Below are 21,802 nucleotides of genomic sequence, written 5' to 3' on the forward strand. Positions count from 1 at the left end.
GCCACACGCGTGCACAGACTGTCGGTTCGACGAAGAAGCCTCAGCCGTAGCAACGGATTGCCCAGCGAGAGATCGCCACGGGCGGATATTAAACTGCAAAGACGAGCGTCGGGAAGACACGCCGAGGTCGCCGCGGAAGGGTTGATATAGGGAGAGGGCCTGACCCCATATCGTTGGGGCCAGGCCCGATTTTGTCTCTTGACAATGTCCTGCTCATATTAAACAGGAACGGGATCAGGAAGTACGGGTTGAGGATGATGGGCGCGGCGAACAGCAGCGGTTCGTTGACGGCGAACATCACGGGTACGACAGAGGCTTTGCCGACGGCCTTGAGCTGCTTGGAGCGCATAAAGAGCAGGAAGATGATCGGGACAATGAACGTGGCGCCGGTGCCGCCGAGTTCGCCGATGTAGTTACCGAAGTTCTCGGTCAGGGCGAGGGCGGGGTGACCGCCGGCCTGCAGCGTGGCGAGGTTGGTGGTGATGTTGCCAAACAGCGCGGCGTTGAGGGCAGGCTTAACGACCGAGGGGCCGTGGATGCCCATGAACCAGAACAGCGGGATCATGAACCAGATGAGGGCGAGGCCGGCGTAGGAATCGGCAGCGGCGAACAGCGGGCTCACCAGCGTGGAGATGACGTTGGCAAACGGGACGGCCAAGCAGGTGCGGCAGATAACGTCGATGACGGCGACAAACAGGATGGAGAAGCTGAAGGCGAAGATGTCGCGGAAGTTCTGGGCGATGGCGCCGGGGACTTCTTTGGGCAGCTTGATGGTGATGTCTCGCTTAATGCAGAAGGCATAGATGTTGACCGTGGCAAATGCGGCGACAAAGGAGCTCAGTAGGCCCTTGGTGCCCATGTTGTCGGTAAAGAACACCGAGACATCGGCACCGTCGATCTTGGCACTCGTCTGGGTAACGGCCAAGATGAGCATAGCGCACATGGCGGCGACCATGGTGCTCGTGGCGTTGATGGCCTTGCCGGCAGGCATGCGGCGGTTCTTGGAGCCGGTCAGCGCGCTTGCGGTGGTGCCGGCGACCATGATGCCCACGACGCCCATCGTGAAGTTGTAAACCTTGTTGCAGAAGTTCACGACGTCGACGTTCCACCAGTCGGGCAGCGTAAAGCCGCCGACCGTGGCGACAACGCCCGGCAGGGTCGAAATAAGCAGGAAGACAGAAGAAGACAGGATGATGGGCATTGCTGCCAAAAAGCCGTCTTTAATGGCCTGAAGGTAGATGTTCTTAGAGACCTTGTCGAAGTACGGCTGACCTTTCTCCAAGAACTTAACGATCGATTCCATAGTTCACGCTCCTCTTTGCATGAAATCTTAATGGCATGGACGTTGAAAACCTATATGGTCTCCCGCTTGCTAAAAGCCCGGGTGCAGGCGGGGTCGGTCCCAGGGGGAGAGAGGGGAGCGGCTGGGTTTGTATCGCATAGGGCCGCTCCCTTCTCGGGGGAAAGCGAGGCGATGCGCTACTGCGCGTCCGCCATAGTGTCGGCGAGCTCCTTGTACCAGAGTGCCGACTGCTTGATGTAGCGTTTTTGCGTGTCGAAGTCGATGTAGAACAGGCCGTAGCGCTTGTTATAGCCATTGGCCCACGAGAACTGGTCCTGCAGGCTCCAGATAAAGTAGCCCTGGACGTCGACGCCCTCGGCGCGCGCCTGGAGCACCTTCTCCATGTGCTGGTCGACAAAGTCGATGCGCTCGGGATCGGCGACGATGCCGTTTGCGTCGGGCTCGGGGTCCTTGTGGCCCAGGCCGTTTTCGGTGATATAGATGACGGGGAGGTTGGGATAGGTGGCGCTGATGTGCTTGAGCGTGTCGTAGAGGCCTTGCGGGTAGATGAGCCAATCCCAGTCGGTGGTGGGGATACCCGGCATATCGACCTGCTGCCCGACGCCCTTAAACTTAAAGCACGAGGTGCCCTTGTCTCCGGTGCCGTTAAAGCTGTTGGTGGACTCGCCATCGTAGGCGGCGATAAACGCCGACTGATAGTAGTTGAGGCCGAACATATCGTTGCGGGGCGCCGCCTTGGCGAGCTCCTCCATGTCGCTGTCCTCAACCGTAAGCGTGGCGTTGTTGGCACGCAGAATCTCGTTGATGAGTGAGAGGGTGCGCGCGGAGTAGTGGCCCAGGAAGGCGCCGTCCATGATGAAGTCGGTGTAGAAGGCGTTGTACAGGTCGGCGGCGTGCTGGTCGGCGGGCGAGTCGGTGGCAGGATATGCCGGCGTCAGGACGTTGACCATGCCAATGCGGCCGCCCAGGTGCTCGGTCTCGTCAAGATCCTTATACAGGTTGACGGCGCGGGCGTGGGCAACGAGCTCGTTGTGCTGGCTCTGGATGCCGCTCGTCACATCAAAGTGATGGTTGGGCGGGAAGTTGCCTTGGATGTATTGGGAGTGCGAGAGGCTGATGAGCTCGTTGATGGTGAACCAATTCTTGACCTCGCGGAACTCGCGGAAGCAGAACTCGGCATAGCGCACATAGGCGTCGACGGTCTTGCGGTTGAGCCAGTCGCCCTGGTTGAACAGGGCGGCGGGGGAGTCAAAGTGATGCAGGGACACATAGGGCTCGACGCCATACTTTTTGCAGCAGGCGAACAGCTCGTGGTAGTGCTTAACGCCCTCGGCGAGGGGTTCGGCATCGTCGCCGTTGGGGAAGATGCGGGTCCAGGCGATGGACACACGAATGGCGTTGAGTCCATGCTCGGCAGAAAGGCGGATATCCTCCTCGTAGCGGTTGTAGAAATCACTGGCCGGGTCGGGCAAAAAGCGACCCTGGGCGACAAGGTAATCGTCCCACATGGTCTTACCCTTGCCTGCCACCTTCGTGGAACCTTCCGTTTGGTACGCGGCGGTTGCGGCGCCCCAAACAAAGCCCTTCGGCAGCTGCTGTACGCGGTTTAGCAAAGACATATGCATACACCCTCTCGTCTCGCTGTTCGATATTGTGCGTTTGCGCTCAGGAGGCTCCCCGGTTAGCGTTCAGCGGTGAAAAAGCCCGATAAACACTATCTTAAAATGATTAGAACCAAAATGAGCACGTGAACATTTGACAATGAGCACGTTAACATCCGGCTGGGATGTATAGAAACAAAACAACTTCAAACAGCCGCGAACGGTTGTATTTGTTCGGTAAGCGGTTTTGATTGACAGAAGTTTTCATGTTGTGGTATATGGCTCGGGTATCATGAGCACGTTATCAATGTATGTACGATGCGCCATGGGCGCGGGGAATAGTTGGGAAGCAGGTTAGCGTGGAAGGCATGGATCAGCAGACAAGGAATGGTCGTTCGGCGAGCGCGGCAGAGGTTGCGGCGCTCGCTGGCGTGAGCCGCCAGACTGTGTCTCGCGTGGTCAACGGTATGCCCAACGTGACGGAAAAGACGCGCAAGCGTGTGCTGGCCGCCATGGAAGAGCTGGGCTTTCGTCCCAATTTTGCTGGAGCGGCGTTGCGCGGCGGGTCGTATCGTTCTATTGGCCTGTGCATGTACAACATCACACGTGTCGGTAACCTGGCGACGCTCGAGGGTATCATGCAAGCGGCGCGCGAGCACGATTTTGCCGTCACTATGATCGAGATGGGCGGCGACAAGCCCTATGCACTTGCCGATGCCTCGCGCCGCATGGTCGAGCGACCCGTCGACGGCATGATTCTCAACATGAACCGCATGGCTCCCGATTTTGAGGAGTTTGTTCCCCAGCCGGGAGTGCGAACGGTCATCCTGTCCATGTATGCGCATCCGCGCTGCACGACGATCGACTCCGACCAGTATGGTTCGTGCGAGCTGTTGACCAATTATCTGCTGGAACATGGTCACTCGAATATGCGGTTTGTGGCGGGTCCGGAAACCTCGATTTCCTCGCGTTTTCGTGAGGCCGGTTGGCGCGATACGCTGGGTCGTGCTCATGTCGATGCCGCTCCGATGCTGCGCGGCGATTGGAGTGCGGACAGTGGGTACGCCATGGGCGAGCGGATTGCGGCCGAGGTGCTTGCCGGCGGGTCGCAGGCGCCGACTGCCGTGCTTGCGGCAAATGACCAGATGGCGCTGGGCGTTATCGCCGCGCTCGAGAACGCGGGCCTGTCCGTGCCCGACGACGTGAGCGTGGTTGGTATCGACGACGCACTCGAGGGACTTGTTCCTCACAATCGGCTGACGACGCTGCGATTTGATTTGCGCGGTGTCGGTAAGCTTGCGTTTGAGGCGGCGATTGGAGAGAGCTCGTCTATCGAGGCGATTCATGTGCCGAGCACGCTGGTCGAACGCTCGACTGTTAGGGACATACGGGGTTAGGTCCTACTCCGTTTGTCTCGATTTGTAACAGGTAGACGGTCAAAAGTGGGCTACGTGTTACAGATTTAGATTCTTCGGAAAGAGCAATCCTGTTCGTCTCAATCTGCAACAGCTAGGACCCAAAAACTCGGCTAGATGTTACAGATTGAGACAAACAGACCCCGAACCGCCCAAAAAGGCCGGGGGCGGCGCGCCGTGTGACGTGCCGCCCCCGGCTGAGAAATGGGGACAGGTTATGTGGGCGGTGCAATTCCGCCAACCGCTTGTCGCAAGCCGCTAGTCCAGACGACGGGTCTGTGCCACGTGCTTATACCAGTAGGCGCTTGCCTTGGGCGTGCGCTTCTGGGTTTCAAAGTCAACGTAGAAGAAGCCGTAACGCTTGTTGTAGCCATTGGTCCAGGAGAACTGATCCTGCAGGCTCCACAGGAAGTAGCCGCCCACGTTGACGCCCACCTCCATGGCTTTGAGTAGCCAGCGCAGGTGCTGCTCGATGTAGTCGATGCGCGGCTGGTCGTCCACAAAACCATCTTTGTAGGGGTCCTTGTAGCCCATGCCGTTCTCGGTAATGAAGATCTGCTTGTAGTTGGGGTAGCGCTGCTTAATGTAGACGAGCAGATCGAACAGACCCTCGGGATAGATGATCCAGTCCCAGTCTGTGGTGGGGATGCCGGGCTTGTTCACGTGCTCGCCAATGCCCTTGACGCGCCAGCGGCCGGTGCCCTTCTCGCCCGTACCGTTGTGGTGCAGGTCGTTCTCGCCATCGTAAGCCTTCAAAAAACGGCACTGGTAGTTGTTAACGCCAAGGTAGTCGTTGTAAAGCGCGGCTTCGCGCATAATCTCGAGGTCCTCGTCCAGGATCTCGATGGTACCGCCCGAGACGGCGGCCAGGCGGTTGGCGCACTCGAGGGTGTCGGGCGCGTAGTCGCCGCGGAAGGTGGCGTCGAGCAAGAACTGGTTTTGCAGCACGTGCTCGTTGTTGGCGGCTTTGATGTCGGCGGGATCGTTTTCGTTGAGCGGGTACTTGAACTCCAACGACTGAATGACGCCGATCTTGCCCTTAAAACCGCCGTTGTGGAAGGCCAGCACGGCCTTGGCGTGGGCGAGCATCATGTTGTGCTCGCACTGGAAGGCCTCGGCAAGATGCGCCTTGACGCCACCGGGGAAGGTGCCCTCGATGTAGGTGTTGGAGGCGTCGGCCCAGATTTCGTTAAAGGTGAACCAGTAGGTCACCTGGTCGGCGTACTCCTTAAAGCAGAAGGTGGCAAAGTCCACAAAGGCATCGATGGTCTCGCGGTTGAGGAAGTCGCCCTTCTCAAAGAGGGGCAGCGGCGTATCGAAGTGATGCAGCGTGACAAACGGCTCAACGTGGTGCTTGTGGCACTCGGCGAAGAGATCGTGATAGAACTGCACACCCTCGGGGTTGATTTCGCCGGTGCCGTTGGGGAAGATGCGGCTCCAGGCGATGGAGAGGCGAATGCCGTTGATGCCGAACTCCTCGCACAGCTCCAGATCGACGGGGTACTGGTTGTAGAAGTCCGAAGCGGGATCGGGGGAGAAGCGCCCCTGGGCCTCCAGGAAGTCGTCCCAGGCGACTTTGCCCTTACCGTGAGTGCGGGTCTCGCCCTCTACCTGGTAGGCAGCAGTGGCGCCGCCAAAGACAAAGTCCTCGGGAAACTGCGCGGGTGGGTTGGTGACGCTGGCGGGGTTAACGGACATGATGATCCAATCGTCTAGTAAAAAGGCCAGCCGGCTGATGTGGTCGGCTGGCCTTTACGCGTTACTTACTTCGAGAGCTGCTCACTCACGAAGGCGAGAGACTTGTCGCCGTTCTGGGAGAGCTCGATGTACTGCTTGCCGCGGCAGGCGACGCACTTGTTGCCCACGCGCTCGCAGTCCTTCTGCAGGTCGGCGAGGTAGCTTGCGGCCTGCGGGGCCAGGACGACCAGGTCAAAGTCGGGGAGCATATCCACGTGGTTGCCATAGGCGTCGGCAGCGGTCTCAAGGTCGATACCGCGCTCCTTGGCGGCCTTGGCCAGTGCGTTGGCGAGCAGGCCCGAGGTGCCGCCGCCCTGGCAGAGCACGAGCACGCGCTTGCCGTTAAGGTCGCTGGTAGCCGTGGCTTCGGCAGCGGGGGCTGCGGAGGCGGCAGCGGCGTCGGCCTTCACGGCATCGGCAGCAGCGCCGGCGGCAACGCTCTTGGCGTCAGCCTTGCCCTGGAAGGCATCGTTAAGCTTGGCGGCCTTCTCGGCGTTCTTGGCGGCGAGCTCCTCCTGGGAGATCTCGGCCTCCTCGGCGCACTTCTGGGCGTCATAGGCACGGAAGAACGGATAGTACAGAACGAAGTCGACGACCAGGATAAGGGCGAGCATCACAAAGGCGAGCGGCTGGAAGCCCAGACCCATGATGGTGCCGATGGGGCCGGGGACAGTCCAAGGCAGGGTGTACATAAAGCCGTTCATGCCCAAGAAGTCGATAAAGATCTTGAGGATCCAGATGTTGGCGATCGGGGCAAAGACAAACGGGACAAAGAAGACGGGATTGAGCACGATGGGTGCGGCGAACAGCAGCGGCTCGTTGACGGCAAAGCACACGGGAACGATAGCGGCCTTACCGACGGCGCGCATCTCCTGGGACTTGGCCAGGAAGCAGAACATAAAGACCAGGACGAGCGTGGCGCCGGTGCCGCCCATGCAGACGACGAAGTACTGGGCACCCTGGGTCAGGACAGCGGAAGCGTGCTGGCCAGCCTGGAACGCGGCCAGGTTGTCGGTCATGTTGGCAACGAGAGCGGCGGCGATGGCGGGCTCGACGATCGAGGGGCCGTGGACGCCGACGAACCAGAACAGGCTCATGGCGCCGTAGATCACAGCGAGGCCGATGTAGCCATCGGCAGCGGTGAACAGGGGCTGGAACACCTGGATGACACCCTGGGCAAAGCAGAAGCCAAAAGCAGCGCGGAAGACGATGTCAAAAACCCAAAAGACGGTGATGCAGACGGAGAAGGGGATGATGTCCTTGAAGGTCTGCGAGATGTTGGGCGGAACCTGCTCGGGCATCTTGACGGTGATGTTGCGCTTAATGAAGAACTTGTAGATGATGCCAGTCACAAACGCAGCGATGAAAGCGGTCAGCAGGCCCTTGGAACCAAGGTAGGTGGTGTTGAAGCCGCTGGCGGCGTCCGTGGCGATGGTGTCGCTCGAAAGGAGCAAGAAGCCGATGATGGCCGCGCACATGCACGAGATGAAGTTGATCTGGTTGTTCTTGGGCAGATCGCGGTTCTGAGCGTCGGCGAAGTGCTTGGCCGTGGTGGCGGCGCAGGCGATGGCCAGGATGCCCATGGAGTAGTTGTAGCACTTCCACAGGGCGTTGTTGATGTCATCGGGCCAGTAGAAACCCCAGATGTTGGGGACCGAGGCTACCAGGCAAAAGATGGACGAGAAGATGATGATGGGGATGACGGAGATAAAGCCGTCGCGGATCGCCTTGAGGTACTTGTTGCGGGCGATCGCGTTGAAAAAGGGCTGGCCCTTTTCGATGGTGGCGATGAGTTGCTCCATGCAATGCTCCTAAGAGTCGGTGGGTTAGCAACGATGGTAGCTTTTGGCGTTCGGTTGCCAAAATGTTGACGTTGCCATTTTGCGACACAAAAAAAGACGCGAACCGGTGGTTCCTGTGCCTGCGAACCGTCGATTCCTTATGCGTAAACGTTTGAGCCGCCCGGTGGCTCTGTGTTTGCACAATGGCAACGTTAACATTTGGTCGACAAAAGCCGTTCGGGGAAGCAAAAATGTCGGTGAACGGTAGGTTTTGGGTGGTGAGCGTATGGTGGGGGAGGCGTTGGATATACTTGAAGGCGTTAAAAATGACTGCGCAAGGTGCCACCAATGGCATCGTTGACATAGAAAGATCGACCTATGGCCGCTGTTAAAAAATCGGTATCCGTCAAGGATGTGGCACGTCTCGCGGGCGTCTCGGAGCAGACAGTCTCGCGTACGGTGCACGATTCGCCCAGCGTACGCCCCGAGACCAAGGAGCGCGTGCGTGCCGCCATGCGCGAGCTGGGGTATCGCCCCAATTTTGCCGGTCGATCGCTGCGCCGTGGCAAGTTTAAGACCGTCGGCGTTGCCATGTTCAACATTACCGGTACCGGCAACCTCGACCGTATGGAGGGCTTTGCCGCCGCGGCTGACAAACATGGCTATGCCATCACCCTTACTAAAGTAGATGGACACCCTTATACCCTCGAGAGCGCATCGTCGCGTATGAGCGCACTGCCAGTGGACGGTATGGTTGTGATCATGAATCGCATGCCGGCGGACTTTGGCACCTTCGAGCCGCTACCTGGCATGCAGACGGTGCTCGTTACCATGCTGGAGCACCCGCTCTGTTCAACGGTCGATAACGACCAGTTCGATTGCTCGCGCCAGGTGGTCGAGTACTTGCTGGAGCGGGGGCACAAGACTGTGCACTTTATCTCGTGTCCCGAGCGCTCGCTTTCGGGCATGCGGCGCGAGGAAGGCTGGCGTGAGACATTGCGTGCGCATGGCATTGAGCCCCCGCAGCTCGTGCGCGGCGACTGGACGGCACAGAGCGGATATGCCGCAGGCCAGGCTCTGGCGGATGATCCGACCTGTACTGCCATCTATGCCTCCAACGATGCCATGGCATATGGCTGCATCCGTGGGCTCGAGTCGCGCGGGAAGTGCGTGCCCCAGGACGTGAGCGTGGTGGGTGTTGATGACAGCCTGGGCGATATCGTGCCCGATTGTCGCTTGACCACGGTGCGCTTTGACAACAAGCGCGTCGGCATGTGGGCGGTTGACAAGATTGCCGGCGCCGAGGGCGTTGAACCCGGTGTGGAGCACATGCTGTTTCCGGGCGTGCTCGTCGAGGGCGATACGGTGCGCGATGTACGCTAGGGCGCGGGTCTGTTTGGGTTTCCGCTAATTGTGTTCGATATTGTTTAAATTGGTTTAAAAACCGTTCACGGTCGAAAAGTGACCGTTCATAGCTCGAAATTACGTTTTGCGCTGTTCTTTTTTGTTTGAATGTTATTGTTTCTGTCATACACAACGCAGCGCGTATGCCCGGACGCGATGCTCTCCATTGGTTCATATGTGAAAGGAACGCAACATGGCAACCAAAGAAGAAATCTCGATGGTTGGATTCGAGATCGTCGCATACGCAGGTGACGCCCAGACCGATCTGCTTGCAGCGCTCGATGCTGCTCGCGAGGGTGACTTTGAGAAGGCCGAGCAGCTGCACAAGGATGCCAGCGATGCGCTCATCGGTGCCCACGACACGCAGACCAAGCTGCTTTCGCAGGAGGCCGGCGGTGGCGAGATGGAGATGACCTTCATCATGGCTCACGCTCAGGACACTCTCATGACCACTATGATCCTGGAGAAGCAGGCCCGCTTTACCATCGATGCCTACAAGCGCATCGCCGAGCTCGAGGCCAAGCTCGCCTAACGAGCCCTCACAACCAAGTCCCCTTCCAAAAGCCCTGCCGCAAACCCGCGGCAGGGCTTTTTCTGTCCTCCTCCCCGCAACTCATCCCGAGATAGTCATTGGGGACGTTCTTAAACGACTAGGCATTGGGGACAGTCTTGGTGCGCACCGTTGTCCTCCCGTTCGGTTTTTTACTCGGTGGGTATACTTCCTTTCGCATTAACCGCCGGAATGAGGAGGTATCCAAATGCCGGACAACGGATTGATTCAAAAGAGAGACGCGCACGAGATGGCTCATGGGCGTCCTGTCCAGATAACCGAGCACACGACGGTAACAGAGCTGCAGCCCAGTCTGTCCGATGTCGTGTGCGCAAACAAAAAGCTGCAGATTGGCTTTATCGTTGCGCTCGTGGTCCTGGCGCTGCTGTCGGGCTTTGTAGCTCGTCCGCATTTCGCCGATACCAAAACTTGGGACTCCACCATCGAGGTCATCGATCAAAAGAAAGGAAACGTACTGGCGCTCACGACCTCGTGCGTGGCGCTGTCTGCGGGCATTACCGCGCTGCCGGGTGATACGGGAACGCCGGTCGCCGAGCAGCTCGCGCAGCTTTCAGGCAACCTTGGTATCGTGCTTGCCGTGCTATACCTAGAGAAATATTTGCTCACGATTTTGTGGTCGGTTGGCCTGGGCATCTTAATCCCGTTTGCATTGGTGCTCTTTGCGGTGTCGCTCGGCATTCACGGGCGCTGGAGCACGAGCGCTGTCCTGCGCCGTGTGGCGACGCGCGTGCTGGTGGTTGCCGTGATCGGCATGGCGCTCGTGCCCGCGAGCGTATGGGTGTCGCAGAAGGTCGATGAAACGTATCGCGTAAGTATTGAGCAAGCTGAGCAAAAGGCTGCGGAGGCTGCGGACGCGGCCGACACCACGGACAAGCCAGCCGAGACCAGCTCAAAATCGAACAAGAAAAAATCCGAGGCCACGGAGTCCAAAAACGTGCTCGAGCAGTTGACTGATGGGGCCTCGAGCCTTGTTACGTCGGTGACCAGCGGCGCCAAGCAGATGACCGATGAGATCGTGCGGCAGGTGACCGATCTGATTGAAGGCGTCATCGTGATGATCGTGACTTCGTGCGTTATCCCGCTGCTGGTGCTCGTGGCGTTTCTGTGGCTGGGACACGTACTGCTGGGGATCGATATTTCCGGCCCGGCGAACTATTTGACGGGCCGCTTTCTGAGTGCTCCGTCCAAGCACGCCAAAAAGGGTGGGCAGTCCGAGTAGCTAAAACAGCTGTATATACCGGGGAATACCGCCGAAGGGCGGCCGAGACACGTTCTCGGCCGCCCTTTTGTTTGTTGAACACATGGTCGCTACGTCCGCGCCCGGCTCAAACGGTCAGCAATCATCCGTAAACGGTATTTGTTCAAAAAAGAACAAAGATAAACAAATAGTTGTTGCAGTTACTGTTCGAATGTGTTCAAATAAACATGAACAGTGAAGAACCGCACATTCAGATGCCCGGACCTGAACGCGATTCAACACTTCCAAACAGAAACTACGCACCTGCGTATCTCTCAAGGAGGATGTCATGAGGGTTGTAATCGCTTCCGATGCCGACGGTATGTCGATGAAGGAGTCCATCAAGGAGATGCTCATCGCCGACGGTCACGAGGTCGTCGACTATTCCGAGACCCCTGCCGCGGACTTTGTCGATTCCGCGACCGCCGTTGCCAAGGACCTGCTGGAGCACAAGGATTCCCAGGGCTTCGCATTCGATAAGTACGGCGTCGGCTCCTATATGGCCGCCGTCAAGATCAAGGGCATGGTCGTCGCCAACATTTCCGACGAGCGTTCCGCCTACATGACCCGCGAGCACAACGGCTCGCGCATGGTCACCATGGGCCCGGGCGTTGTGGGCACCGAGGTCGCCAAGAAGATCGCCCGCGAGTTCCTGCGCGCGCAGTACGCCGGCGGCCGTCACCAGATCCGTGTCGACATGCTCAACAAAATGGCCTAACGAGAGCCACCGAGAACTCGAACTTCTACCTCAACTTGTGAATTCAGACGAAAGGACGTTCTGATGAAGAAGACCATCGCAATCGGTTGCGACCATATCGTTACGGACGAGAAGATCTATCTGGCCGACCGCCTGGAGCAGGCTGGCTACAAGGTGCTCGACTGCGGCACCTACAGCCACACCCGTACGCACTATCCCATCTACGGTAAGGCTGTGGGCGAGGCTGTTGCCAGCGGCAAGGCCGACTTTGGCGTGGCCCTGTGCGGCACCGGCATCGGCATCACCAACGCCGTCAACAAGGTTCCCGGCGCCCGCTGCGCCCTGGTCCGCGACATGACCTCTGCCCTGTATGCCCGTCGCGAGCTCAACGCCAACATCGTGGGCTTTGGCGGCAAGATCACCGGCGAGTTCCTGATGGCCGATATCATGCTTGCCTTCCTGGAGGAGCCCTACGAGAAGACTCCCGAGCACGATGCCCTGATCGCCAAGATCGATGCCTGCAACAAGGCCGACGCCGAGGCTCAGGCCGACCCGCACTTCTTTGACGAGTTCCTCGAGAAGTGGGACCGCGGCGAATACCATGATTAGCGGGTATCCGGCGTAATTAACTAGTCCGTTGACGGCTCGCGTTTCTGTGAGGGGGCGCGGGCCGGTTTTCTATCAGCCCTATTGACTTGGCGGGCTGTCGTAAGAAAGGGAAGGCTCCTATGGAGTTTGTTCTTGATAACGGCTCTGTCCGCATTGCGTTGAGCACGGCTGGCGGATCGTTCACTTCTATTACGGCCAACGGCCGTGAGTACCTGTGGCAGGGCGACCCGGCGGTGTGGTCGGGCCAGGCACCCATTTGTTTCCCGATCTGCGGCGGCCTTCGCGACGGTCACGCAATGACCATGGGCGGCCGCGAGGTTAAGCTTGCCCGTCACGGCTTTGCGCGCAAACAGGAATGGAAGCTCGAGGAGCAGAGCGACAACATGGTTGCGCTGAGCCTGAGCTCTGCCGACCATGCCGAGTTGCTCGAGCAGTACCCGTATCCGTTTAAGATCGTTGCTCGTTACACGATCGATGCGGAAAAGGTGGCTGTGTCGTACGAGGTGACCAATGAGGGCACCGAGGACATGCCGTTTTTTGTGGGCGGCCACCCCGGCTTTAAGTGCCCGCTCGACGAGGGCGAGTCCTATGACGACTACGAGCTCCGTTTTGAGCAGCGCGAGGCCGCCGAGCTCTGTACTGCCATTCCCTCGACGGGCCTGATTGATGTTGAGCATCGCAGCAAGAACCCGATGGTTGGCCATGACCTGCCGCTGACCCACGAACTCTTTGACTTCGCAGAGACCATCTTTGACGTGCTCGAGAGCCGCGTGGTTACGCTGACCAAGAAGACCGAGGACAAGGGCGTGCGCCTGACGTTCCCCGATATGCCATACCTGATTGTGTGGAGCAAGCCCGAGGGCGACTTTGTGGCCGTGGAACCGTGGGGCGGCCTGTCTACCTGCTCCGACGAGGACGATATCCTGGAGCACAAGCGTGGCTGCCTGGTGGCCAAGCCGGGGGAGACCGTTACCCGCGGCTTTGAGATCGAGATCCTTTAACGAGCTATCGTATGTTTGGGGCCGCGCGTGTCGTGCCCCGGAAACAGGAGTTCAATATGATTCTGACCGTTACCATGAACCCGTCGATTGATACGCGCTATCAGCTCGATAAGCTGATCATCGACGATGTAAACCGCGTGACACCCGAAAAGACCGCTGGCGGCAAGGGCCTTAACGTGAGCCGTGTGCTGCTGCAGTTGGGCGACGATGTGCTCGCGACCGGTCTGCTCGGCGGCCACATGGGTGCCTATATGGCCGAGCTTATGGATGCCGACGGCGTCAAGAACGACTTTGTGCCCATCGCCGGTGAGACGCGCATTTGCCTGAATATTCTGCACGAGGGTAATCAGACCGAGCTGCTGGAGAGCGGCCCGCAGATCGCTCCGGCCGAGCTCGAGGCCTTTACGGCCAAGTTTGCCGAGCTTGCAGCGAAGGCGGACGTTGTGACGCTTTCGGGCTCGCTGCCGCGTGGCGTCGATGCCGGCTACTATGCCGAGCTCGTCAAGATCGCCGAGGAGGCGGGCGCCAAGGTGCTGCTCGACACTTCGGGTGCATCGCTGGAGGCCGCGCTGGAGTCCGACGCTAAGCCTGAGCTCGTAAAGCCCAACCTGACCGAGATTAACGGACTGCTGGGTACGTCCTTTACGACCGATGATGTCGATGCCCTGCGCGAGGCGCTTGCCGCCGATGACCGTTTTGCCGGTATTCCCTGGGTTGTCGTTTCGATGGGCGCTGCCGGTTCGGTGGGCTTCCATGAGGGCCGCGCGTTCCGCGCCAAGACGCCTGCGATTGCGGCTGTGAACGCGACGGGTTCCGGTGACTCGACCATCGCCGGCTTTGCACATGCCATTGCTGCTGGCGCCGACGACGTCACGGTGCTCAAGACCGCCAATACCTGCGGCAAGCTCAACGCCATGGATCCCAAGACCGGCCACCTGGTCATGGACCGCTGGGATGAGATCTTCAACAACGTTGAAGTAACGGAGCTTTAGGGTTACGCGGTTTTACCAAACCGCGTAACGGCTCGACGCTGCGCGGGCCGCATTTGGACAACCTGACGTTCAACTTCAAGGGCGCGACCAGAAGGTCAGCGCCCTTTCGTTTCACGTCACCTTGTCTCAAATGCGGCCCGCTCGCTGCCGTTGCCAAAACATCGGCGTTGCCTTGCTTCGGGAATGCGGCAGATAGGGACGTTCCTTTTTTGCCGGCAGTTTGGGACACTCCTTACGGGACACCCCCTCCACAGCGCCTATGCCAGCTTGTCGATTTGCCCAATCTCCCAGAGCGGAATATTGACGAGCGTGCCCTCGTCTCTATATGCCGCTAACGATGTTCTCACGCAGCGCTCGAGCTTGAACTTCTCGCAGGCAATCCTCAGGCTCTTTGCTTTGAGATTCTCTGCCGCCTTGACCTCGAGCGGAAGCACGGTCCCCGCATGGTCGACGGCAAAGTCAGTCTCTGCATTGCCGGAGGAGGATGACCAATACGCGGGAGTATTGCCTTGGAGCAAAAGCTCCTGTGCGACGTATTGCTCGGTCAGCGAGCCTTTGAACTCCGTAAAAACAGCGGGCCCGTTCAGAACAATGGCTGGCGTGAGGCCGGAGAGTGCTCCGAGGATGCCGGTGTCGATGCAGAACAGCTTGAAGCCCGAGAGATCTTCGTAGCTTGTGAGCGGTGCTCTTAGGGCGGAAACACGTGGTACCTTATGAACGATTCCATAGTCCATGAGCCACTGGAGGCTTTCCTCAAAATCGCGTGCGCGCGCCCCGGGACGAAGCGCGCCGTAGACGAACTTCTTGTTTTCCTTTGCGAGCTGGCCGGGAAGGGATTTCCAAACCAGCCTCATGCGCTCGACGATGCGGGCTGGCGCATGCTTGCCAAAATCGGATTCGTAAGCTTCGATGATTTGCTGCTGAAGCCTGCGGGCCTCGATGAAATCGTGGGAGGCGGCGAAAGCGGAGACAACTTCTGGCATGCCACCGACAACGAGGTATTCCTTGAGCAGGCGCTCGAGCTTTTCGGAAACGTTTGCCAGCAGGTCCATGTCTGCGGCAAGGATGGCATCTGCGAGCGGATCGCCATCGACGGCACGAACGAACTCGACAAACCCCATGGGGCGCATGGTAAGCTGGTCAATCTTGCCGACGGGGAACGACTCGTTTTCGCGTCGGAGCGCGAGCCCCATATAGGAGCCGGCTGCCACGATATGGTATTCCGGCGCCAACTCGTTGAAGTATTTGAGCGAGGTGATGCCACGCGGTGCCTCTTGGATTTCGTCGAAGATGATGAGTGTGTCTGTCGGCGTTATGGTCTGGCCGCGCAGGAGCTCTATCTGGGAGATGATGCGTTTGGGTTCAAGGCTTCCGTCGAACAGCGAGCGTGCGCCCGGTTCGAGCATAAAGTCAAAACGGATGACGTTTTGATACTGCTGGCCTGCGAATTCGTTGAGAAGCCAGGTTTTTCCCGTCTGGCGGGCCCCTTTAAGCAGGAGGGGCTTACGGTTTGCCCTAGATTTCCAAGCGATGAGTTCGTCCATTAGCTGTCGCTGCATACTGCCTCCTAACGATCATGGTTAGTATAAGACCGTTTTGGTCTTTCCATCGAAAAATGTGGGAGCAAACCACGTTTTTCCATCGAATAATGTGGGAGGCAACCACGTTTTTCCATCGAATAATGTGGGTGTTCAGGTCGGCACCTGGGAGCGTTCCTTCTCTGTCGGCAGTTTGGAACACTCCTTGTTTTGGTGCAAATTAGCTACCCTTGCATCAGAAAACGGCGCCCGTCGGCGATGTTGCCGGCGGGCGCCGTTGTCGTGTAGGTGGCTATGTCGTGCGGGCTGCTGTTGAACGTTCGGGCCCGTGCTCTATAGCGAGTCGATAAAACGCTGTTGGGCGGCGCGGCCGGCTTCGTCCCACTTAAAGACGCCGGCGTTGTCGAGCACGTGGCCAAACACCACGCCGACCTCTTCGTGCAGGATATCGATGGCGTTGTCGGCCGTAAGCTCGTCGGCGCGGCGGGCAAAGACGTCCTTGGCCCATGCGGCGTGGCTGCGGCAAAGGTCGTCGCCCTCGAGCGCGCTGGCAAGATCGTAGCTGGCATCGGCTTTGGCCGCCAGCAGATGCTCACGGACAGCGCCAAGCTCGGGAACCAGGCGCGGCGGCAGAATAGCCAGGCCCATGACCTCAATCAAGCCGATGTTCTCCTTTTTAATATGGTGATACTCGGCATGCGGGTGGAATACGCCCAGCGGATGCTCGTCGGTCGTGATATTGCAGCGAAGCGCCAGGTAGGCTTCGTAGATCTCGCCGCCGGCATTGCCGCGGGAGTCGACGCGGCGGATGACGGGCGTCACGGTGTTGTGCGCCGCGCCGTCGGCAGTGTGCGCGATGACGCCCACGGACTCATCGGTCCACTCACGCCAGGCGAGGATAATCTTTTCGGCAGCATCGAGCAGCTGGGCTCGGTCGTGCGAGCGCAGACGCAGCACCGAGAGCGGCCACTGCAGCACAGTGCCGCTGACCTGGTCAAAGCCGGGCACGCTAAACTGCGAGACCTCGGTGGCATGCATCATGGGGAACTCGTGCGCGCCGCCCTGGAAGTGGTCGTGCGACAGAATCGAACCGCCCACGATGGGCAGGTCGGCATTGGAGCCTATAAAGTAGTGCGGGAACAGGTCCACAAAATCGAGCAGGCACGTCAGGCCCTTGCGGTCAACGTGCATAGGGCGATGCTCGGAGCTCATGGCAATGCAGTGCTCGTTAAAGTACGCGTACGGGCTGTATTGGAAGCCCCAGCGCTCGCCGTCGAGCTTAATGGGGATAACGCGCAGATTCTGGCGGGCGGGATGGGCGCCGCCGTCGGCTGCAGCGGAGCGTCCGGGATAGCCTTCGTTTTCGATGCAGAGCTGGCAGGCGGGATACTTCTCGCCCGTGTTTTTGGCGGCGCCGGCCGCGGCAATATCGCGCGGGTCCTTTTCGGGCTTTGACAGGTTGATGGTAATCTCGAGGTCGCCCCAGTTGGTGGGGGTGCTCCATTTGATATTGCGCGCGATGGCGGCGCGGCGCACGTAGCCGGCGTCGCAGCACAGACCGTAGAACCAGTCGGTCGCGGCGCGGGGCTCGTTGACGCCCATGCGGCCGTTGAACTCCTCGTTTACAACCGAAGGCCTCGGCATGAGTGCGCCCATGATGCGCATGGCGATGCGGTCGCGGCCCGACGCCGTGTCCTCGGCAGCGCCGTTGGCAACGGCGGCCTCGGAAAGCACAGCAAGCGTGCCCTCTAGGTCGAAGTCGGGGAGTGTATCGGGGTGCAAGAGCGAAATCTTCTCGGTCTTGAGCGCCCAAGCCATGTCGAGTGCGGGGCCCGTGGCGCCGATGCACTCCAAAATGGTGTTGTATGCCCAGATGCGATCGTCCTGGCCGATCATCGATCGGTGGATAGCGTACTCGATCAGGTTCTGCGCGGCCTCGCGCACGTCAGTCATTACAGCCATGCCGCGTAAGCCCCCTTGTCAGAGATAGCGTAGTGGCGGGCAGAACCCTCGCCCAGCCAGCCGTTCATCTTGGCAATGAAGGTGTCGACCAGATCGAGCGGCACGAAGGCCTGGATGGTGCCACCAAAGCCGCCACCGTGGATACGAACGGCGCCGCGGCCGTCGAGCACGTGCTCGGCCAGCGCCAGGGCATACATGGAAGGCTGCTCGGAGCCCAGCTTGGCAACGACATTCTGCAGGTACATGGCAGAGCTGGCGCCGGACTCGCGCGTCAGGGCCAGGAACTGATCGATGTCGCCGGCGTTCAGGGCCGCCCAGCGCTTATCGACCAGGCCATTCTCGTACCAGTAGTGAACGGCGCGCAGGCAGGCACGGTCGCCCAGTTTGGCACGCAGCTCGGGGAGCTTGGCGTCAAAGTCGGCAACGTCGACCTCGCATAGGCGTGCCTTGCCAAACTCGGCGGCGACGTCTTGCATCTCGCGCGGAACGGCAGCGTAATCGTCGGTGGCGGCCACGTGGTCGGCACCAACCTTAACGAGCACGAGCGCATAGCCGTGATCCTCAAAGTTGAGTTCGAGCTTCTGGGTTTTAGGCTGAGCCTGGTCCTCAAAGTCCATGTAGGCAAGGCCGCCCAGGCACACAGCGGCCTGGTCCATCAGGCCGCAGGGCTTGCCGTAGTAGTTGTTCTCGGTGCGCTGGCTCATCTGAGCGAGCGTGACGGGCTCAATGGCGGGCGCGCCCCAGAGCGTCTCCATGGCACGACCGTACGCGGCCTCGACGGCGGCAGAGCTGGAAAGGCCGCCACCCGAGGGGACGGAGCAGGTGAAGGCGAAGTCGAAGCCGTGGGGCTCAACGCCAAGGGCTGCAATCTCGTGCGCCATGCCGCGGACGAGGCTTGCGGACGTGCCCTTCTCGGACTCCTGAACATCCAGCGTGTCGAGCGTGATCTCAAACGTAGGATAGCCCTCGTCGGCGACGCGAATCTTGTTGGAGTCGGTTGCCACGGCGATGCCGTCGACAGCGACATCGAGCGAGCCGGCGATAACGTGACCGCCTTCGTGATCGGTGTGATTACCACTGATCTCGGAACGCCCGGGCGCGTGCACGTAGAGCACCTGGCGGTCGCCGATGGGGCCAAACTCCTCCTCAAATAGCTTGGTGAGCGTGGCGAGTGTCTTTTCGTCGGGAGTGGTCATGGGAGTCCTTTCCTTGGCGCGCACGGGTGAGTTTTGCGTCGTTATGAGTACGTTAACAACTTGAAGCGGCATGAACCAAGTATTCACGATACCGCACGTTACGGGCTATGTTAACGTACTCATAACACATCGCTTGTCACTTTTTGAGAATCTGGTAATCGGTAGAAATAAAGCCGTGAACGGTACTGCCGTATGGACTTATAAAGCAGAAGAGATGCAGATAGAAAAAGTAGAGTACGTTAACATGCGTCCGACGATAGCGGGCCTCGGCGCGGGATGTATTTCTGCCCGGGCCGGCATTCACGCTATTCAGATCTCGCAAGGGTGAAGGTGATCCTGTGGCAAGGCGCCCGTCCAACGATACAGGTACGCGTCCGGTCTCCATGGCCGACGTCGCCCGCGCTGCTGGCGTTTCGCAGCAGACGGTTTCGCGCGTCGCCAACGGCTTGCCCAACGTTAACGAACAGACGCGCCAGCGCGTGCAGGCCGCTATGCAAGAGCTCGGCTTTCGTCCGAGTTATGCCGGTCGCTCGCTGCGCGACGGCCGTTACCATTCGGTAGGCCTATGCATCAACGATGTCACCAAGTTTGGCAACCTCTCAATGATCGACGGCATCGCCAGCGCTGCTCGCGAGCATAATTGCGCCATCACGCTGGTCGAGATGTCCAAGACCGAGGAATTCTCGCTTGCCGAGGCCACGCGTCGTATGGCCGCATTGCCGGTGGACGGCATCATCATCGGCATGAGCCGCATGGCGCCCGATTTTGAGACGTTTGATCCACTGCCGGGCATTGGCACGGTCATCGTTACCATGTATGCGCACCCGCGGGTGACCACGGTCGATTCCGACCATTACGGCTGCTCGCTCTTGCTTATGGATCACCTGTTTGAGCTGGGGCACGAGCAGATTCGCTATATTGGCGGCCCGTCGTTCTCGGTCGACGAGCAATTTCGTCGTGCCGGTTGGCAGGATGCACTCGAGCGTAAACACATCGAGCCGGCAGAGCCGCTCGAGGGCGACTGGTCTGCCAACAGCGGTTACGAGGCTGGCAGGTACCTGGCCGAGCACGATCGCACCATGACGGCGATTTATGCGGCAAACGACCAGATGGCAAATGGCGCGATTGCAGCGCTGCGCGATAGCGGTCTGCGCGTGCCCGAGGACGTGAGCGTGGTGGGCGTCGATGATTCGCTCGATGATTTTGTGGCACATAACGAGCTCACGACCGTGCGATTCGATCTACATCAGCGCGGACGCGAGGTGTTTGAGCATGCGGTTCCCGAGGCGGGTACGGCGGGCAAAACCGTTGCCATTCGTATTCCCGGTCAGCTCATTATTCGACATAGCACGGCGATACCGCGCATATAGTTTGTGCAGGTAAACGGCGATTTATTGCATTTCAATAACAATCGGTATGGATGCTGACGGATAGCCGTGGCTATGAAGGCGAGTGTTATGATAGACGGGTTCTTTTGTCTATCTAGGAGGCTTTGCCTGATGGAGATCACCAAGGATATCCGCTACATCGGTGTCGACGATCACGACATTGACCTGTTCGAGGGCCAGTACGACGTGTCCGAGAACGGCATGGCATACAACAGTTATGTTATCTTGGGCGATAAAATCGCTGTCGCTGATTCGGTCGACGGCGGTTTTGTTGACGAGTGGCTCGGCAACCTCGAGGCCGTGCTCGATGGCCGTACGCCCGACTACCTGATCGTCCATCACATGGAGCCCGATCACTCCGCCGGCATCGCCGCCTTTATGGAGCGCTATCCCCAGGCACAGATTGTGGCCAGCATGGGCGCCTTCCGCATGATGGTCAATTACTTTGGCACCGACTACCCCGAGCGCAAGATGGTCGTCAAAGAGGGCGACGTGCTCGATCTGGGCGGTCACAGCCTGACCTTTATCGGCGCCCCCAACGTGCACTGGCCCGAGGTGATCTTCTCCTACGAGTCTACCGACAAGGTGCTCTTTAGTGCCGACGGCTTTGGCAAGTTCGGCGCCAACGACATCGAGGACCCGGAAGGCTGGGCTTGCGAAGCGCGCCGCTATTACTTTGGCATCGTCGGTAAGTTCGGCAAATTCGTGCAGACCGTGCTCAAGAAGGCCGCCGATCTGGATATCCAGATCATCTGTCCGCTCCATGGTCCTGTTCTTACCGAGAATCTGGGCTATTACCTCGACACCTACAACACCTGGTCGAGCTATCAGCCCGAGGACGAGGGCATCACGATCGCCTATGCGAGTGTGTATGGGCACCTGAAAGCTGCCGTCGAGGAGCTCGCATCTGCTCTCGAGGCCCGCGGCCAGAAGGTCTCCGTCTTTGACCTGGCTCGTGATGATATGGCCGAGGCCGTTGAGGATGCGTTCCGCTATGACCATCTGGTGCTCGCCTCCATCACCTATCAGGGCGAGATCTTCCCGTTCATGAGCACCTTTATCCACACGCTTGCCGAGCACGCCTATCAGAACCGTACGGTGGCGCTTGTCGAGTCCGGTTCCTGGGCGCCTGCAGCGGCCAAGATTATGACCAAGGAGCTCGAGGGTATGAAGGACATCACCCTGACGAAGAACAAAGTGACTGTGCTGGGCTCGCTCAACGAAGCCTCGCGCGCTCAGATCGAGGCCCTCGCCGACGAGCTGTCCAAGTAGCGATATTTCGCTTTTAACGAGCAAAACCACCACAAAGGGGACAGTGAACTGCGCCCCGAAACTTGGACTGAATAAATAGCGACTACGCCGCAAGGGCC

Annotated in this window: 17 protein-coding genes; 10 read left to right on the forward strand and 7 right to left on the reverse strand. The window is 59.2% G+C overall.

What is annotated here, in order from left to right:
• Positions 1-88: 88 nt before the first annotated feature.
• Together AB5Z54_RS09000 and lacG (AB5Z54_RS09005) are read right to left on the reverse strand one after the other, a co-directional pair.
• A complete protein-coding gene (locus AB5Z54_RS09000) occupies positions 89-1,303 on the reverse strand; it encodes a PTS transporter subunit EIIC (RefSeq protein ID WP_368161271.1) in 1,215 nt (404 codons plus the stop codon).
• A 176-nt stretch (positions 1,304-1,479) separates the two neighbouring features.
• On the reverse strand, positions 1,480-2,922 hold the full coding sequence (gene lacG / locus AB5Z54_RS09005; RefSeq protein WP_022094683.1) for a 6-phospho-beta-galactosidase: 1,443 nt from the start codon (positions 2,920-2,922) through the stop codon (positions 1,480-1,482).
• Positions 2,923-3,272: 350 nt separating this feature from the next.
• On the opposite strand from lacG (AB5Z54_RS09005), the gene AB5Z54_RS09010 reads away from it, so the two are divergent.
• Entirely contained in the window at positions 3,273-4,301 is a 1,029-nt protein-coding gene (locus AB5Z54_RS09010; protein ID WP_368161281.1) for a LacI family DNA-binding transcriptional regulator, read from the forward strand.
• 276 nt (positions 4,302-4,577) lie between these two features.
• On the opposite strand, the gene lacG (AB5Z54_RS09015) is transcribed toward AB5Z54_RS09010, so the two are convergent.
• The gene (gene lacG, locus AB5Z54_RS09015; RefSeq protein ID WP_022094685.1) at positions 4,578-6,017 is read right to left on the reverse strand and encodes a 6-phospho-beta-galactosidase; all 1,440 of its coding nucleotides are present in this window, start codon (positions 6,015-6,017) and stop codon (positions 4,578-4,580) included.
• 65 nt (positions 6,018-6,082) lie between these two features.
• Positions 6,083-7,858: a lactose/cellobiose PTS transporter subunit IIB gene (locus AB5Z54_RS09020; protein ID WP_368161273.1), complete on the reverse strand. Its 1,776-nt coding sequence runs from the start codon at positions 7,856-7,858 to the stop codon at positions 6,083-6,085.
• A gap of 357 nt (positions 7,859-8,215) precedes the next feature.
• On the opposite strand from AB5Z54_RS09020, the gene AB5Z54_RS09025 reads away from it, so the two are divergent.
• The 7 genes from AB5Z54_RS09025 to AB5Z54_RS09055 all read left to right on the forward strand — a co-directional run bounded on the left by AB5Z54_RS09025 (position 8,216) and on the right by AB5Z54_RS09055 (position 14,348).
• Complete coding sequence (locus AB5Z54_RS09025) at positions 8,216-9,220, forward strand: LacI family DNA-binding transcriptional regulator (RefSeq protein ID WP_368161274.1); 1,005 nt, start codon at positions 8,216-8,218, stop codon at positions 9,218-9,220.
• A gap of 214 nt (positions 9,221-9,434) precedes the next feature.
• Positions 9,435-9,773 carry a PTS lactose/cellobiose transporter subunit IIA gene (locus tag AB5Z54_RS09030; protein WP_055252615.1) on the forward strand — a complete coding sequence of 113 codons (339 nt, stop codon included), beginning with the start codon at positions 9,435-9,437 and terminating at the stop codon, positions 9,771-9,773.
• A 226-nt stretch (positions 9,774-9,999) separates the two neighbouring features.
• On the forward strand, positions 10,000-11,031 hold the full coding sequence (locus AB5Z54_RS09035) for a hypothetical protein (protein ID WP_368161275.1): 1,032 nt from the start codon (positions 10,000-10,002) through the stop codon (positions 11,029-11,031).
• A 307-nt stretch (positions 11,032-11,338) separates the two neighbouring features.
• A complete protein-coding gene (gene lacA, locus AB5Z54_RS09040) occupies positions 11,339-11,767 on the forward strand; it encodes a galactose-6-phosphate isomerase subunit LacA (RefSeq protein ID WP_006234830.1) in 429 nt (142 codons plus the stop codon).
• 63 nt (positions 11,768-11,830) lie between these two features.
• On the forward strand, positions 11,831-12,355 hold the full coding sequence (gene lacB / locus AB5Z54_RS09045; protein WP_006234831.1) for a galactose-6-phosphate isomerase subunit LacB: 525 nt from the start codon (positions 11,831-11,833) through the stop codon (positions 12,353-12,355).
• A gap of 119 nt (positions 12,356-12,474) precedes the next feature.
• Complete coding sequence (locus tag AB5Z54_RS09050; RefSeq protein ID WP_368157880.1) at positions 12,475-13,356, forward strand: aldose 1-epimerase family protein; 882 nt, start codon at positions 12,475-12,477, stop codon at positions 13,354-13,356.
• A 56-nt stretch (positions 13,357-13,412) separates the two neighbouring features.
• Positions 13,413-14,348: a hexose kinase gene (locus AB5Z54_RS09055; protein ID WP_055252629.1), complete on the forward strand. Its 936-nt coding sequence runs from the start codon at positions 13,413-13,415 to the stop codon at positions 14,346-14,348.
• A gap of 257 nt (positions 14,349-14,605) precedes the next feature.
• Here the strand turns inward: AB5Z54_RS09055 and AB5Z54_RS09060 are convergent, their stop codons facing one another.
• The 3 genes from AB5Z54_RS09060 to AB5Z54_RS09070 all read right to left on the reverse strand — a co-directional run bounded on the left by AB5Z54_RS09060 (position 14,606) and on the right by AB5Z54_RS09070 (position 19,044).
• A complete protein-coding gene (locus tag AB5Z54_RS09060; RefSeq protein WP_368157883.1) occupies positions 14,606-15,907 on the reverse strand; it encodes an ATP-binding protein in 1,302 nt (433 codons plus the stop codon).
• Between the two features lie 312 nt (positions 15,908-16,219).
• Positions 16,220-17,848, reverse strand: coding sequence for a UDP-glucose--hexose-1-phosphate uridylyltransferase (locus tag AB5Z54_RS09065; protein WP_368157884.1), 1,629 nt, complete (start codon positions 17,846-17,848; stop codon positions 16,220-16,222).
• Complete coding sequence (locus AB5Z54_RS09070; protein WP_368161277.1) at positions 17,839-19,044, reverse strand: galactokinase; 1,206 nt, start codon at positions 19,042-19,044, stop codon at positions 17,839-17,841. The genes AB5Z54_RS09065 and AB5Z54_RS09070 overlap by 10 nt, the downstream gene beginning before the upstream one ends.
• A gap of 383 nt (positions 19,045-19,427) precedes the next feature.
• Between AB5Z54_RS09070 and AB5Z54_RS09075 the strand changes: the two genes are divergently transcribed.
• Entirely contained in the window at positions 19,428-20,414 is a 987-nt protein-coding gene (locus tag AB5Z54_RS09075) for a LacI family DNA-binding transcriptional regulator (RefSeq protein WP_368161283.1), read from the forward strand.
• A gap of 129 nt (positions 20,415-20,543) precedes the next feature.
• A complete protein-coding gene (locus AB5Z54_RS09080) occupies positions 20,544-21,704 on the forward strand; it encodes an FprA family A-type flavoprotein (protein WP_368161279.1) in 1,161 nt (386 codons plus the stop codon).
• The last annotated feature ends 98 nt before the right edge of the window (positions 21,705-21,802 follow it).

This window comes from Collinsella aerofaciens, assembly GCF_040910185.1.
GTDB classification, from domain to species: Bacteria; Actinomycetota; Coriobacteriia; order Coriobacteriales; family Coriobacteriaceae; genus Collinsella; species Collinsella aerofaciens_BF.